The sequence below is a fragment of the Neisseria sp. HMSC070A01 genome, assembly GCF_001810165.1.
Taxonomy (GTDB): domain Bacteria; phylum Pseudomonadota; class Gammaproteobacteria; order Burkholderiales; family Neisseriaceae; genus Neisseria.
Map to the genome: position 1 here is coordinate 322,539 of NZ_KV800120.1, position 14,004 is coordinate 336,542.

12 protein-coding genes are annotated in these 14,004 nt (G+C 55.2%); 10 read left to right on the forward strand and 2 right to left on the reverse strand.

What is annotated here, in order from left to right:
- Positions 1 to 45: 45 nt before the first annotated feature.
- The 5 genes from HMPREF2711_RS04665 (at position 46) to HMPREF2711_RS04685 (ending at position 6,680) form a co-directional block, all read left to right on the forward strand.
- Positions 46 to 1,305: a capsule biosynthesis protein gene (locus HMPREF2711_RS04665; RefSeq protein ID WP_003747962.1), complete on the forward strand. Its 1,260-nt coding sequence runs from the start codon at positions 46 to 48 to the stop codon at positions 1,303 to 1,305.
- Positions 1,306 to 1,664: 359 nt separating this feature from the next.
- On the forward strand, positions 1,665 to 3,071 hold the full coding sequence (locus tag HMPREF2711_RS04670) for a tetratricopeptide repeat protein (protein WP_003747960.1): 1,407 nt from the start codon (positions 1,665 to 1,667) through the stop codon (positions 3,069 to 3,071).
- A gap of 216 nt (positions 3,072 to 3,287) precedes the next feature.
- A complete protein-coding gene (gene gltS, locus HMPREF2711_RS04675) occupies positions 3,288 to 4,502 on the forward strand; it encodes a sodium/glutamate symporter (protein WP_003747957.1) in 1,215 nt (404 codons plus the stop codon).
- Between the two features lie 105 nt (positions 4,503 to 4,607).
- A complete protein-coding gene (locus HMPREF2711_RS04680) occupies positions 4,608 to 5,630 on the forward strand; it encodes a lysozyme inhibitor LprI family protein (RefSeq protein WP_003747955.1) in 1,023 nt (340 codons plus the stop codon).
- A 54-nt stretch (positions 5,631 to 5,684) separates the two neighbouring features.
- On the forward strand, positions 5,685 to 6,680 hold the full coding sequence (locus HMPREF2711_RS04685; protein ID WP_003747953.1) for a S49 family peptidase: 996 nt from the start codon (positions 5,685 to 5,687) through the stop codon (positions 6,678 to 6,680).
- 188 nt (positions 6,681 to 6,868) lie between these two features.
- Here HMPREF2711_RS04685 and pdxA read toward each other — a convergent pair whose 3' ends face one another.
- Both pdxA and HMPREF2711_RS04695 read right to left on the reverse strand, forming a co-directional pair.
- Positions 6,869 to 7,873 (reverse strand): 4-hydroxythreonine-4-phosphate dehydrogenase PdxA, encoded by a 1,005-nt coding sequence (gene pdxA / locus HMPREF2711_RS04690; protein ID WP_070615682.1) that lies wholly within the window; start codon positions 7,871 to 7,873, stop codon positions 6,869 to 6,871.
- Positions 7,874 to 8,028: 155 nt separating this feature from the next.
- Positions 8,029 to 8,559 (reverse strand): cytochrome b, encoded by a 531-nt coding sequence (locus HMPREF2711_RS04695; protein ID WP_083301550.1) that lies wholly within the window; start codon positions 8,557 to 8,559, stop codon positions 8,029 to 8,031.
- Positions 8,560 to 8,791: 232 nt separating this feature from the next.
- Between HMPREF2711_RS04695 and HMPREF2711_RS04700 the strand changes: the two genes are divergently transcribed.
- The 5 genes from HMPREF2711_RS04700 (at position 8,792) to ptsP (ending at position 13,555) form a co-directional block, all read left to right on the forward strand.
- On the forward strand, positions 8,792 to 10,321 hold the full coding sequence (locus tag HMPREF2711_RS04700; protein WP_070615686.1) for an ABC transporter permease: 1,530 nt from the start codon (positions 8,792 to 8,794) through the stop codon (positions 10,319 to 10,321).
- A gap of 108 nt (positions 10,322 to 10,429) precedes the next feature.
- Positions 10,430 to 10,993 (forward strand): hypoxanthine-guanine phosphoribosyltransferase, encoded by a 564-nt coding sequence (locus HMPREF2711_RS04705; RefSeq protein WP_003747943.1) that lies wholly within the window; start codon positions 10,430 to 10,432, stop codon positions 10,991 to 10,993.
- A gap of 57 nt (positions 10,994 to 11,050) precedes the next feature.
- The gene (locus HMPREF2711_RS04710) at positions 11,051 to 11,479 is read left to right on the forward strand and encodes a PTS sugar transporter subunit IIA (protein WP_070615689.1); all 429 of its coding nucleotides are present in this window, start codon (positions 11,051 to 11,053) and stop codon (positions 11,477 to 11,479) included.
- Between the two features lie 43 nt (positions 11,480 to 11,522).
- Complete coding sequence (locus HMPREF2711_RS04715) at positions 11,523 to 11,792, forward strand: HPr family phosphocarrier protein (RefSeq protein WP_003747940.1); 270 nt, start codon at positions 11,523 to 11,525, stop codon at positions 11,790 to 11,792.
- Positions 11,792 to 13,555 (forward strand): phosphoenolpyruvate--protein phosphotransferase, encoded by a 1,764-nt coding sequence (gene ptsP, locus HMPREF2711_RS04720; RefSeq protein WP_003747937.1) that lies wholly within the window; start codon positions 11,792 to 11,794, stop codon positions 13,553 to 13,555. The genes HMPREF2711_RS04715 and ptsP overlap by 1 nt, the downstream gene beginning before the upstream one ends.
- The last annotated feature ends 449 nt before the right edge of the window (positions 13,556 to 14,004 follow it).

A 14,004-nucleotide genomic window follows, 5' to 3' on the forward strand; every position in this document is an offset into this window, starting at 1 on the left:
GTTCAACCCAAAACTATTACACAAAAAACAAAATCACATTGCGACATGAAACAGCCCGTCCTCCAAAACAACCTGCAAAGCCTGCTTGAAAGCGCAGAAAACATCCTGCTGCTTCAAGGCCCTGTCGGCGATTTTTTTCAGCGCCTCGCCGGCTGGCTGACCGCAAACGGTAAAACCGTACATAAATTCAACTTTAATGCAGGCGACGACTATTTTTATCCGCCTACTCAAGCGCATACCGTTGCATTTAACGACAGCTACGATGCCTTTCCTGAGTTTTTGCAAAAATACATCGTTCAACATCACATCCAGGCCGTTGTCTGCTTTGGCGACACACGTCCCTACCATCTCCTGGCCAAACGAATTGCAAACGAAAACCAAGCCAGTTTCTGGGTATTTGAAGAAGGCTATTTCCGCCCCTACTACATCACCTTAGAAAAAGACGGCGTCAACGCATTTTCTCCGTTGCCGCGCCGTGCCGACTTTTTTCTGGAACAATTCCCCAAACTGGCCCAGCAAGAATACAAAGCGCCGACACCGGTACGCGGCGGGTTTACGCCCATGGCCAAAAACGCCGTCCGTTACTATATCGAATTGTTCCGCAACCCGAACAAATACCCGAACTACATCCACCACCGCGCATCCAATGCCGGCCATTACCTCAAACTGTGGTCGATCTCCATCCTCAAGCGTTTGAACTACTATATCGAAGACATCCAAATCGCCAAACGCGTGGAGGCGGGCAAATACGGCAAATTTTTTATTGTTCCCTTGCAGGTATTCAACGACAGCCAAGTCCGTATCCATTGCGACTTTTCCAGTGTCCGCAGCTTCCTGCTCCATGTTTTAGCCTCCTTTGCCGCGCATGCGCCTGCCGATACCAACCTCATCATCAAGCATCATCCGATGGACCGAGGCTTTATCGACTACTCGCGCGACATCAAGCGCTTTATCAAAAAACACCCCAAACTCAAAGGCCGTATCACTTACGTCCACGACGTCCCCCTGCCCGTTTTCCTGCGCCACGGCCTCGGCATGGTTACCATCAACAGCACCAGCGGCCTGTCCGGCTTGATCCACAACATGCCTGTCAAAGTCCTCGGCCGCGCCCATTACGACATTCCCGGCATAACCGACCAAAATACCTTGGCAGAATTTTGGAATCATCCGACGCCGCCTGACAGCGACCTGTTCCATGCCTACCGTATGTACCACCTCAACGTAACCCAAATTAACGGCAACTTCTACAGCCAGGTGTTTTTCCCTGACAAAAAAACCTCTGACTCTTCCACTCTGACAACCTGACTTAGCAAAAATAATTCAGGCCGTCTGAAATGTTTTTCAGACGGCCTGAAACAATCAATCCCCTAACACCGTCATGTAAACAAACCATAAAAAACCGCATTTATCATTAACAATAAATTACAAAAACAGTATAATGACCAAGCTGTCATGAACGCATGCCGACTCAAGCCGAAAGCTTTGTAACGTACTGAATAGAGATGTTTTCCCAGGAAAATAATACAACAAGCCAAACATCTTTAAAGGCAGACCGCTAAGGCAACTGCAAAACTGTGCCAAATCCTATTTTTTACAAAGCCATCGACCGGCATCGCCGCCTATATGCCGCAGCACCCGTCTTCCACTTTATCCGCCCGCAAACCATGACCGCCGCTCCTGAAATCCTCTACCGGCAAGCCGCCGCCCTTTTGGAACAATCCCATACCGCCCAAGCCCTGCCCCTGTTGCAACAGGCGGCAGAGCAGGGTTATGCGGAAGCTGCTTTCGTATTGGGCAACCATCTGCTGCAAAACGGCCAACCGGAGCAGGCACTTTCATGGTTGGAAGCCGCCGCGGCCCAACGCCATCCCAAAGCACTCTTCTCCCTGCTGCAACAGCGCGAACACAACGGCACCCCGACCGGACAGCTCCTCAACGAATATGCTTGGCTGGGTGAGCAGGGACACCCAGAAGCCCAATTAATCCTCATGCGTTACCACGCGCAACGTAACGACCCACAATCCCTCTACTGGGCGGAGCTTGCCGCCGCCCGATATGCCGCGCCCGCGTATTACCATCTGGCGCGCCATCATCAACGCCAAGGCGACGTTGCAACAGCCGTCGAACAATACGAAAAAGCGGCCGCCCTCGGCGTGACTGCCGCCTGTTGGCAACTCGGTCAAATCTACTTCTACGGCACAGGCATCAGTCCCGACCACGCACAAGCTGAACAATACCTCGAACAAGCCGCGCAAGCCGGCCATATCGCCGCACAAACCCTGCTGGCCGACCTTCTTGCCGCCCAACGCCGACCCGAAGCCTTGGAATGGTATCGTCGTGCCGCCGACAAGGAACAAGCGGAAGCTCAAGCCAAGCTGGCCCAATACGCCCTGACCGGCGAACTTTCCGAACGAGACCCGTTCCAAGCGGCACGCTACGCCAAAGCCGCCGCCGAGAAAAACCATCCCGAAGCCCTGAAAATCATGGGCGACCTCTACCGCTACGGCCTCGGCATCAAAGCCGACAACCATGTCGCACATGATTACTACCACCGTGCCGCTACGCTGGGTTCTGCCGCCGCCGCACAAAAACTTGTCAGCGATGCCGCGCTGTACCATCCGCAACAATACGAACAAATCAAAACAGCCGCCCTGCAACAGCAACAAACCGAGACCGCATATCGCTTGGCGGAAGCACAGGCCCGCGCCATCGGCCGTCCTGCCGACTACAATGCCGCGCGCAAAAATTACATGGAAGCGGCCGAATTCCACCACAAAAACGCGGCGGCAGCCTTGGGCCGCATCTACCATTACGGCCTCGGCACGGCGCAAGACCCTCGGGCGGCCGCCCACTGGTACGCCATTGCTGCCGAACAAAACCACCCTTCCGCCCAATACCACCTCGCCTGTTTTTACTATCACGGGCAAGGTGTAAGCTGCCATGTCCCGACTGCCTGCTACTGGCTGCAGGCCGCCATCGGCAACGGGCATACCTCGGCCGGGTTATTAACATCCCTCTTGGAACAATGGCGCCGCGAAGCGCATCATGCCATCGGGAAAAAGGCCGTCTGAAAAGATTTACACACGCATTTTTTGACAATCTTTAACTATTCCCCTAATATTTGCCAGTTATTTTTCACGGACAAGCCATCGTTTTCATTTCTTTTCGGAAACACCTTGTCCGCGCATCAATACCATGACACTCGGCGGATAACGCCAAGCGTTGAAACACACTGCATCCGGAAAGAAACGGATACTCGGAAAAACATTTCTAGGAGGTGAAACAACATGGAATGGGAATTCAACAGTTATTACACACTGATTGCCGCCACGCTCGTGTTGCTGGTTGGTAAATTTCTGGTTCAAAAAATCAAATTCTTACGAGACTTCAATATTCCCGAGCCGGTCGCCGGCGGTCTGGTTGCCGCTATCGTCCTGTTCGCCCTGCACGAAGCCTACGGCGTCAGCTTCAAATTTGAAAAACCGCTGCAAGATGCGTTCATGCTCATCTTCTTTACATCCATCGGTTTGAGCGCGGACTTCTCCCGTTTGAAAGCGGGCGGCCTGCCTTTGGTTATCTTTACCGCCGTGGTGGGTGCATTCATCATCGTCCAAAACTTCGTCGGTGTCGGCTTGGCGAGCGCATTGGGCTTGGATCCGCTGATTGGCCTGATTACCGGTTCGATTACCCTGACCGGCGGTCACGGTACAGCCGGCGCATGGGGTCCTGACTTTGAAAGCAAATTCGGCCTGACCGGCGCTACCGGATTGGGTATGGCTTCCGCCACCTTCGGCCTGGTATTCGGCGGCCTGATCGGCGGTCCCGTTGCCCGTCGCCTGATCAACAAAATGGGTCGCAAACCTCTGGAAACAAATAAAAAACCAGTTGACAACGACCAAACCGACGACGTCTTCGAAAAAGCACAACGTACCCGTCTGATTACGGCTGACTCCGCTGTCGAAACACTCGCGATGTTTGCCGCATGTTTGGCTTTTGCCGAAATCGTCGACGGCTACGACAAAGCCTTCTTCGACCTGCCTAAATTCGTATGGTGTCTGTTTGCCGGCGTGGTCATCCGCAACGTCCTGACTGCAACCTTCAAAGTCAATATGTTCGACCGCGCCATCGACGTATTCGGTAACGCCTCCCTGTCGCTCTTCCTCGCCATGGCTCTTTTGAACCTGAAACTGTGGGAATTGACCGGTCTGGCAGGCCCGGTAACCATCATCCTGGCCGTACAAACCGTCGTGATGATTCTGTACGCAACCTTCGTTACCTACGTCTTCATGGGCCGCGACTACGACGCCGCCGTCTTGGCAGCCGGCCACTGCGGCTTCGGTTTGGGCGCCACCCCGACTGCCGTTGCCAACATGCAGTCCATTACCCAAACTTTCGGCCCTTCGCACAAAGCCTTCTTGATTGTGCCTATGGTGGGCGCGTTCTTCGTTGACCTGCTCAACGCCGCCATCCTCTCCGGCTTCGTCAGCGTCATCAAAGGCTGATACGTCCGACATAGAAAAGCACTTGCCGCATTTACTTGCAGCAAGTGCTTTTGCTATGATAGGCACGTCAGGCCGTCTGAAAGGCCGTCACCTTCAGGAGTACACATGTACAAAAAAACCGCTTCCGTATTGATTTTAAGCACGATTCTGCTTGCCGCATGCAGCAAAGAAGAGCCCAAAGCCGCACTTGATTGCGCCCAACCGGCCACACTGCAAAACATCCGTACCACCATCGAAGACACCCTCAAACAACAAGCGCGCTCCTTTGCCCGCAATGACAACCGCCAATTCGTCGATGCCGACAAAATCATCGCCGCCGGCCTCGAATTAGAAACCCTGCTTGAAGACCCCAAAGAAACCGAAGACGACGGCAAAGCCATCTGCCGCGCCAACCTCAAAATCCGTATTCCCGACACCATCCTCAAAACAGCCATAGACAACAGCCCGCTGATTTACGGCAGCACCCCGTTGGCCGACATGCTCGAACAAAAACTGATGGGCAGCAACCTGACCTTTGAAAACAACACGTTCAGCACCACCCTGCTCTACACCCCCGACAAAGACGGCAAACCGGTTTTCGAAGACAATACCCTGAGTTCCACCGCCCAAACCCTTTCCGCCACCCTGCTGCCCTACGGCGTGAAAAGCATCGTCATGATAGACGGCAAACCCGTGTCCAAAGAGCAGGCCATCAAACTGCTGCAAAACCAAAACACGGAAGAACCGCCCACCCTCAATCCGCAAGACATCCTTGAAAACAACGCCACCAGCCAGGCTGCCGGCCTGACCGATGACGGCGACGATTCAGATTACGAAGTCCTGCGCCCCGACCATGAAACCCAACGCAACGAGCCGCCCGGCCTCAGCCAAAGCGAACTTGACAACGCGCGCGCGCAAAACCGTCAGGCGGACGGCGAGATCAACGACCTCTGGGGCGGCATGGACAGCGACGTCAAACAACAAATCCTCGGCGAGCAACGCGCCTGGATTCAAAGCAAAAAACTCAACTGCCAACAAGCCGCCGCGTCTGCAGACAACGCTGCACAAGCAGAATACCTGCGCCTGCAGTGTGAAACCCGCATGACCCGCGAACGCACGCAATACCTGCGCGGCTATTCCATCAACTAAAACCGATCAGGCCGTCTGAACATTCAGACGGCCTGCACGAAAGTACATCACATCATGCAATACCGAATCCACCGTGAAGGCGATGCCCAAAACACACCCTCTTCAGCCTCCACCCCCGTCGACAACTGGGAGCGCAACACCCTGCGCGAAGTCCTCCTCGCCGCCTACCAAGAACAACGCCGCGCCCGCATTTGGCGCAACATCTGGCGCGGCGTCGCCGTCCTCATCTTCCTCAGCCTGATTTTCGGCCTTGCGGAAGAAGAAGGAAAAACCACGTCGGTCCAAGCCCGCAGCGAACACACCGCCGTTATCGACCTGACCGGCGAAATCGGCAACGACATCGACGACCAAGTCCAAATCCTGCGCGACAGCATGGAAGCCGCCTACGAAAACGGCAACGCCAAAGCCATCATCATCCGCGCCAACAGCCCGGGCGGTTCGCCTGTCGTGTCCAACACGGCCTTTAACGAAGTCCGCCGCCTCAAAGCCGAACACAAAGACATCCCTGTTTACCTCGTTGCCGAAGACATGTGCGCTTCCGGCTGCTACTACATTGCCGCCGCAGCCGACAAAATCTACGCCGACCCTTCCAGTATTGTCGGCAGCATCGGTGTGATCGGCGGCGGTTTCGACTTTACCGGCCTGATGGACAAAGCCGGTGTCAAACGCCGTCTGAAAACCGCCGGCAGCAACAAAGGCATGGGCGACCCTTTCACACCTGAAACCCCAGCGCAAACCCAAATTTGGGAAAGCATGTTGGGCGATATCCACCAAGAATTCATCAAAGCCGTCAAACTCGGCCGCGGCGCAAGGTTGAAAGACAAACAGTATCCCGACGTTTTCAGCGGCCGCATCTATACCGGCAAAGAAGCCAAACAGGTCGGCCTGATTGACGACTTCGGCAGCATTTACAGCGTTGCCCGCGATGTCGTCAAAGCCCCCGAGCTGGTCAACTACACGCCGCAAGACGATTTCAGCAAAATGCTCAGCCGCCGCTTCGGTGCGGAAGTGAAAGCCAAAGTCAAAGAAACTTTATCTGAAATTTGGTAAACCAAAAAACTGAAAGGCCGTCTGAAACCCAATTAGGGCTTCAGACGGCCTTGTTATATATGGTTTTTACAATAAAACACTGATTATTGTCCAAACATTTATCGGCTTTATCAACCGGCAGGCAAATATTTCCTGATGATGCTCTTACAGGAACACTTTACGCCGACAAACGATTAAACCTTTCCGCTTCAGACGGCCTGTTTCTGCATATTGCGCGCCATATCGAGCGCGGCGCGGACGGCGGTCATCAGGCTGCCGGAATCGGCTTTGCCCGTACCGGCCAAGTTCAAGGCCGTGCCATGATCTACGGAGGTGCGGATAAAGGGCAGGCCGAGGGTAATGTTCACGCCTTCGCCGAAACCGGCGTATTTGAGCACCGGCAGGCCTTGGTCGTGATACATGGCGAGGACGGCATCGGCATCTTTGAGCAGGAAGGGTTGGAACACGGTATCGGCCGGATAAGGGCCGCGCGCGTCTATGCCTTCGGCCTGCAAGGCATGAAGCGCCGGAATAATGGTGTCGATTTCTTCGTGTCCCAAATGTCCGCCTTCGCCAGCGTGGGGATTGAGGCCGGTAACAAGGATGACCGGTTTGGCTATACCGAACTTATGGCGCAGATCGTGTTCAAGAATGCGGACAACCGACTCGATTAAAGGCTTCGTGATGGCGGCGGAAATGTCTTTCAGCGGCAGATGGGTGGTCACCAACGCCACGCGCAGGCCGCCGCCGGTCAACATCATGACGACTTGTTCGGTATGGCTTTTTTCGGCGAGGTATTCGGTGTGGCCGCTGAAAAAGCCGTTGCCTGCGTGGGCATCGTTGATGATGCCTTTATGTAGCGGCGCAGTCACCATACCGGCAAACAGGCCGTCTGAAATGCCTTGATACGCCGTATCCAGCAGCCGGAGGACATACGCGGCATTGGCAGGATTGAGTTCGCCTGCCCGACACTCGGCATCTAAGGGAATATGCAGGACTTCGAGTTCGCCCTTGTGCAACGGATCGGCCGCTTGGGCTTGAAAATCGCGCAGGATAACGGATTTGCCGAGCTGTTCGGCCCTTTGCGCCAACAGGTTTTTATCGCACAAAACAACGGGGCGGCAAGGAAGGTCGGCGAAAGCCAAATCAAGGCAGATGTCGGGGCCGATGCCGGCCGGTTCGCCGGAAGTGATGGCGAGAATGGGAGCAGTCATGGTGTTTCTCGGTATGGTTTACAGTATTTAGACAACAGTCAGGCAAAATGCCTGCCCTATTTTTGCAGATTAACACAAATACAAAAAGGCCGTCTGAAAACAGTTTTGCTTGGGCAACTATGTTCAGACGGCCTTGTCTGTTTACCGTTTTATACTTAAGAACGGCGGCCGATCATGCGGTACAAAACGTCGTGGCCTTGAATGCGGTGGACGACGACCATGGCGATGTGGCCGGCGACCAGCGCGAAGAGCAGCCAGCCGAGTTTGCCGTGCGCCATATTGCCGAGGTTGGCCATCCATTCGATTTTTTCAGGCGAACCCTGCATCACTTCGACACCGAATACTTTCAACGGGCCGCGGCCGCTACCGTATTGGCGGATCATGCCGATAACGGGAACGGCAAGCATGAGGACGTAAAGGGCAAGGTGGCCGGCTTTGGCGGCAAAGCTGTCAGCGGCAGGACGTTTGGACGCATTGAGCAAAGCCCAAACAATGCGCACGGCAATCACCAGCAGCGTGATGAAACCGATGGATTTGTGTACGCCGAAGAGCGACTTGACCCATTCTTCGCCATCGTAGATGGTCCAAACGGTAATGGTGGAGAGGATGCCGATGAAACCGAGTACGGTCAACCAGTGCAACGCGCGCGAGACGGTATCGTAGGTTTGGGGACGTGTAGTGGTCATAATGTTTCCTTGTTTTTGATTTATTTGATTTTTTGAAGCGGCGGATTGTATCAAAAATGCCCAACCAATTTTGTTGCCTTTTTGAAGAGATTTCGTAAATGTTTGGAAAATTTGAAGAAACGGCAGTTTTATCCGTAAGGTTGCACAGGCCGTCTGAAAACAAGGGCAGGAATACCACCTTCTATGCCGAACTCGGGCTAAAATAGGCGTTTTTATTCTCGGGTACGCATCGATGCAGGTTTGGATTCGGCGGTTTGCGCTGTTGCTTCTGCCTTTGGGTTTCTTGGCGGTCATGGTGGCCGCGCCTTTGCTGTCGCTGGCGTTTTACGACGGCGAGGGTGCTTGGGCGGAAGTGGTGGCTGACGACTATATGCGCCTGCGCTTGGGCTGGACGGTGGCGCAGGCGGTTTTGACCTGCGTCTTGGTTACAGCTTTGGGCGTGCCTGCGGCGTGGGTGCTGGCGCGGATGGATTTTGCCGGACGGCGCACGGTTTTGCGCCTGCTGATGCTGCCTTTTGTGATGCCGACTTTGGTGGCGGGCATGGGCGTGCTGGCCTTGTTCGGCGCACACGGCATACTGGCGGCAGGTTGGCAGGACACGCCGTGGCTGCTGATTTACGGCAATGTGTTTTTCAACCTGCCGGTTTTGGTGCGCTCGGCGTATCAGGGATTTGTGCGTGTGCCGCAGGCGCGGTTGCTCTCGGCGCAATCGTTGGGCGCGGATGCGTGGCGGCGGTTTGTCTGGGTCGAATGGCCGGTGGTTCGTGCATGGGTCGCCGGCGGCGCGTGCTTGGTGTTTTTATATTGTTTTTCAGGCTTCGGGCTGGCCTTGCTGCTCGGTGGTGAGCGTTTTGCAACGGTGGAAGTGGAAATCTACCGGCTGGTGGCGTACGAGTTGGACATGGCGCGTGCGTCGGTGTTGGTGTGGCTGGTGCTGGCGGCTACGGCGGCGGCCGGCGGTTTGTATGCGTATTGGAGTAAGCGCGTGGCGGTGGATAAGTCGGTCTCACCTTTGCCTCCGCGCGCGCCGGTACGGGCTTGGGAAAAATGGCTGACGGCAACGGTATTGGCCATGTTGGTGCTGTGCTGCCTGCTGCCTTTGGCGGCAGTGTGGCTCAAGGCGGCAGCGGCAGGCTCTTCGTGGGTGGTTTTGCTGGAAGCGCAAACGTGGGCGGCTGCGTGGAACACGATCCGTTTCTCTGCGGCAGCGGTGGCGGCGGCGACGGTTTTGGGCGTGCTGTATGCGGCGGCGGCACGGCAAATGGCGTGGTTGCGCGCGCTGATGTTTTTGCCGTTTATGGTGTCGCCCGTGTGCATCGCGTTCGGCGTATTGTTGCTCTATCCGCAGTGGACGGCTTCGCTGTGGCTGCTGACGGCGACTTACGCGCTGTTGGCGTATCCGTTTGTGGCCAAAGACGTACTGGCCGCGTGGGACGGTTTGCCCAAAGATTACGCGGCGGCGGCGCGCACCATGGGCGCAAACGGTTTTCAGACGGCCTGTTATGTAACCGCGCCTTTATTGAAACCGGCTTTGCGGCGCGGCCTGACTTTGGCTTCGGCAACGTGTATCGGCGAATTTGCGGCCACATTGTTCCTGTCTCGCCCCGAATGGCAGACGCTGACCACCTTGATTTACGATTATCTCGGGCGCGCCGGTGCGGACAATTACGGACGGGCGATGGTGTTGACGGCGGTATTGACCGCTTTGGCTTTGGCGGCATTTTTGCTGGTGGACGAAGCGGAAGGGCAAAAGGCCGTCTGAACGCGTTTGGCCCTAATCCTCCCTTCCCATGCGCCATTGCGGCCTGTATCGAAAATTGATTGAATCCGCTATATAATTTGTTTTTAACCGTACCCAACACGACCTATCATGACCGACTTAGAAACCAAACGCCTTGAAACCCAAGCCATGCTGGACAATGCCGACTTGCTGTTTGACCAAGAACAATGCCGCGCGGCCCTGCAAAAAGTTGCCGACGACATCACCCGCGACTTGGCCGACAAATATCCCCTGCTGCTGCCTGTCATGGGTGGCGCGGTGGTGTTTACAGGACAGCTGCTGCCGCTGTTGCGCTTCCCTCTGGACTTTGACTACGTCCACGTTTCCCGCTACGGCGATAAACTCGCAGGCGGCGCGTTCAACTGGAAACGCATGCCCGACCCCGAGCAAATCAAAGGCCGTCATGTCGTCGTTTTGGACGACATCTTGGACGAAGGCCACACCATGGCCGCCATTCAGGAAAAACTGTTGGAAATGGGCGCGGCAAGCTGCCGTGCGGCCGTATTTGCCAACAAGCTGATCGACAAAGAAAAACCGACCCAAGCCGACTATATCGGTTTGGACGTGCCCAACCGCTACGTCTTCGGCTACGGCATGGATGCCGCCGGCTGCTGGCGCAACCTCGGCGAAATCTACGCCTTAAACAACAAATAAAACCAAGGCCGTCTGAAAGGTTTTCAGACGGCCTCAAACCAACACTAGGAACACATCATGATCGGCCTGCTTATCATCACGCACGAAACCATAGGCGAAGCCTACCAAGGGCTGACCCACCATTTCTTCCCCAACGGCTTTCCCGAAAACGTCCGTATTCTCTGCGTTCAACCCAATGAAGACCAAAACGACATCATCAACAACGCCATCGCCGCCTTGCAGGAATTTCCCGACAACCGCGGCGTACTGATCATGACCGACATCTTCGGCGCCACCCCGTGCAACGCCGCACGCCGGCTGGTGCGCGAAAATAAATCCGCCATCCTGACCGGCCTCAACGCCCCGATGATGATTAAAGCCATCCAATACTCATCACAAGCCGAAAACCTCTCCGACTTCACCGAAACCGTCAAAGAAGCCGCCATCCGGGGCATTTTCGCCATTACATCCGCACCCGAAGACCTGGTGTGCAAAGAAAACGGCTAAGGCCGTCTGAAACCATTCACTTTACAACCATTAGGGGAAATCCATGCTCAAACAAGAAATCGAAATCATCAACAAACTCGGCCTGCACGCGCGCGCCTCCAGCAAATTCACCCAAACCGCCTCCCAATTCCAAAGCGAAGTCTGGGTCACCAAAAACGGCAACCGCGTCAACGGCAAAAGCATCATGGGCCTGATGATGCTGGCCGCCGCCAAAGGCACCGTGATTGAGCTGGAAACAGACGGCGCAGACGAAGCCGCCGCCATGCAGGCGTTGACCGACCTCATCAACGACTACTTCGGCGAGGGCGAATAATGAGCATCGTCCTACACGGTGTGGCCGCAGGCAAAGGCATCGCCATCGGCCACGCCCACCTCATCACGCGCGGCGCGGCGGAAGTTCCCCAATACGACATCGATCCCGACAAGCTCGAGGCCGAAGTCGCCCGTTTCGACAACGCCATCAAAGCCACACGCAAAGAACTGGAACAATTGCGCAGCGCGATTCCCGAAAACGCCCCGACCGAATTGGGCGCGTTCATCTCCCTGCACCTGATGCTGCTGACCGACGTCACCCTCTCGCGCGAACCCATCGACATTTTGCGCGAGCAGAAAATCAACGCCGAATGGGCTTTGAAACTGCAAAGCGACAAGCTTGCCGCCCAGTTCGACAGCATCGACGACGACTACCTGCGCGAACGCAAACAGGACATGCTCCAAGTCGTCCGCCGTATCCACAACAACCTTGTCGGCCAAAGCAACGAACTTAACCTCGCCGGCAACCTGTTTGACGACACCGTCCTCATCGCGCACGACCTCTCGCCTGCCGATACCGTATTGTTCAAAGAGCAGCACATTACCGCCTTCGTGACCGATGCCGGCGGCCCGACCAGCCACACCGCCATCTTAGGCCGCAGCCTCGACATCCCGTCCGTCATCGGCCTGCACAACGCCCGCAAACTCATCACTGAAAACGAAATCGTCATCGTCGACGGCATCAACGGCACCCTCATCATCGATCCCGACGAAGTCGTCCTCAACGAATACCGCCGCCTCGCCCGCGAATACCGCAGCCACAAGCGCGAACTCAACAAAATCAAAAAAACCGCCGCCACCACGGCCGACGGCATCAACATTGAGTTGCTCGCCAACATCGAATCCGCCGAAGACATCAAAGCCCTGCACAACTTCGGCGCAGACGGCGTCGGCCTGTTCCGCAGCGAATTTCTTTATCTCAACCGCGACACCATGCCGTCTGAAGACGAGCAATACGAAGTGTATAGCGCGATTGTGAAAAAGATGAAAGGCAAAAGCATCACCATCCGCACCGTCGATTTGGGTGTCGATAAAAATCCGCGCTGGTTCGGCCAAAACAGCTCGCCCAACGGCAGCCTCAACCCCGCACTCGGCCTGACCGGCATCCGCCTGTGTCTCGCCGAGCCGGTCATGTTCCGCACCCAAATGCGCGCCATCCTCCGCGCCGCCGCACACGGCCCCGTGCGCATGATGTGGCCGATGATTACATCCATTTCCGAAGTGCGCCAATGCCTTATCCATCTGGACACGGCCCAACGCCAACTCGCCGAACGCGACGAAGCCTTCGGCCCGGTCAGCATCGGCTGCATGATTGAAATCCCGTCCGCCGCCATGACCGTCGGCAGCATCCTCAAGCTCGTCGATTTCATCTCCGTCGGCACCAACGACCTGATTCAATACCTCTTGTCGGTCGACCGCGGCGACGACAGCGTCAGCCACCTTTACCAACCCGGCCACCCTGCCGTTCTCAAAACGCTGCAACACATCATCCGCACGGCAAACCGCATGGAAAAAGGCGTATCCATCTGCGGCGAAATGGCCGGCGATACCGTCTTCACCCGACTGTTGCTCGGCATGGGTCTGCGCCGCTTCTCCATGAACCCCAACAACCTGCTTTCGGTTAAAAACATCATCCTGCACAGCCACACCGGCCATCTCGAAAACGATGCCGCCAAAATCCTGCGCTGCGAAGACCCGGAAAAAACCGAGAAGCTGATTAAAATCCTCAACCAAAGCGAACAGGCGGAATCGCAGGCCGTCTGAACCTCTAACAAGGGCGTGTTTCGATACACGCCCTTTTATTTGTCCCCATTTTGGGCTTACACCCGATTCTCCCTCAAGCTCCCTTCTTCCCTATTTCGCCATTTCAAAAACCAACCTTTTTCACTTTTTTCAAACACTGCTTACAGGCCGTCTGAAAAATATAGGGCGCAAGTGAAATAAAACTTTTATGCCCACACCAAAGGCCGTCTGAACCCCGAATCGCAAGGTTTCAGACGGCCTGCTGTATTCAACCGGATACCTTTTATTTTTTGCAATAAAAAACCCTTTGCCTATCCATTTCAGCTACTGTCCACTATGGATTTAGGTACCCCATATCATTCCTTTTAACTAGGTCTTCAGTACACCCAAGCCCTATATAAATACTATCCATTTGTTTTAATGATGCAACTTTTTATTTCGAAATATGTCTACTCACTCGTTTCACTTGA

Excerpts from the sequence above, each read along its gene's own strand:
- HMPREF2711_RS04665 (WP_003747962.1), top strand. The coding sequence starts at position 46 with ATGAAACAGCCCGTCCTCCAAAACAACCTGCAAAGCCTGCTTGAAAGC.
- HMPREF2711_RS04670 (WP_003747960.1), top strand. The coding sequence starts at position 1,665 with ATGACCGCCGCTCCTGAAATCCTCTACCGGCAAGCCGCCGCCCTTTTG.
- gltS (WP_003747957.1), top strand. The coding sequence starts at position 3,288 with ATGGAATGGGAATTCAACAGTTATTACACACTGATTGCCGCCACGCTC.
- HMPREF2711_RS04680 (WP_003747955.1), top strand. The coding sequence starts at position 4,608 with ATGTACAAAAAAACCGCTTCCGTATTGATTTTAAGCACGATTCTGCTT.
- HMPREF2711_RS04685 (WP_003747953.1), top strand. The coding sequence starts at position 5,685 with ATGCAATACCGAATCCACCGTGAAGGCGATGCCCAAAACACACCCTCT.
- pdxA (WP_070615682.1), bottom strand. The coding sequence starts at position 7,873 with ATGACTGCTCCCATTCTCGCCATCACTTCCGGCGAACCGGCCGGCATC.
- HMPREF2711_RS04695 (WP_083301550.1), bottom strand. The coding sequence starts at position 8,559 with ATGACCACTACACGTCCCCAAACCTACGATACCGTCTCGCGCGCGTTG.
- HMPREF2711_RS04700 (WP_070615686.1), top strand. The coding sequence starts at position 8,792 with ATGCAGGTTTGGATTCGGCGGTTTGCGCTGTTGCTTCTGCCTTTGGGT.
- HMPREF2711_RS04705 (WP_003747943.1), top strand. The coding sequence starts at position 10,430 with ATGACCGACTTAGAAACCAAACGCCTTGAAACCCAAGCCATGCTGGAC.
- HMPREF2711_RS04710 (WP_070615689.1), top strand. The coding sequence starts at position 11,051 with ATGATCGGCCTGCTTATCATCACGCACGAAACCATAGGCGAAGCCTAC.
- HMPREF2711_RS04715 (WP_003747940.1), top strand. The coding sequence starts at position 11,523 with ATGCTCAAACAAGAAATCGAAATCATCAACAAACTCGGCCTGCACGCG.
- ptsP (WP_003747937.1), top strand. The coding sequence starts at position 11,792 with ATGAGCATCGTCCTACACGGTGTGGCCGCAGGCAAAGGCATCGCCATC.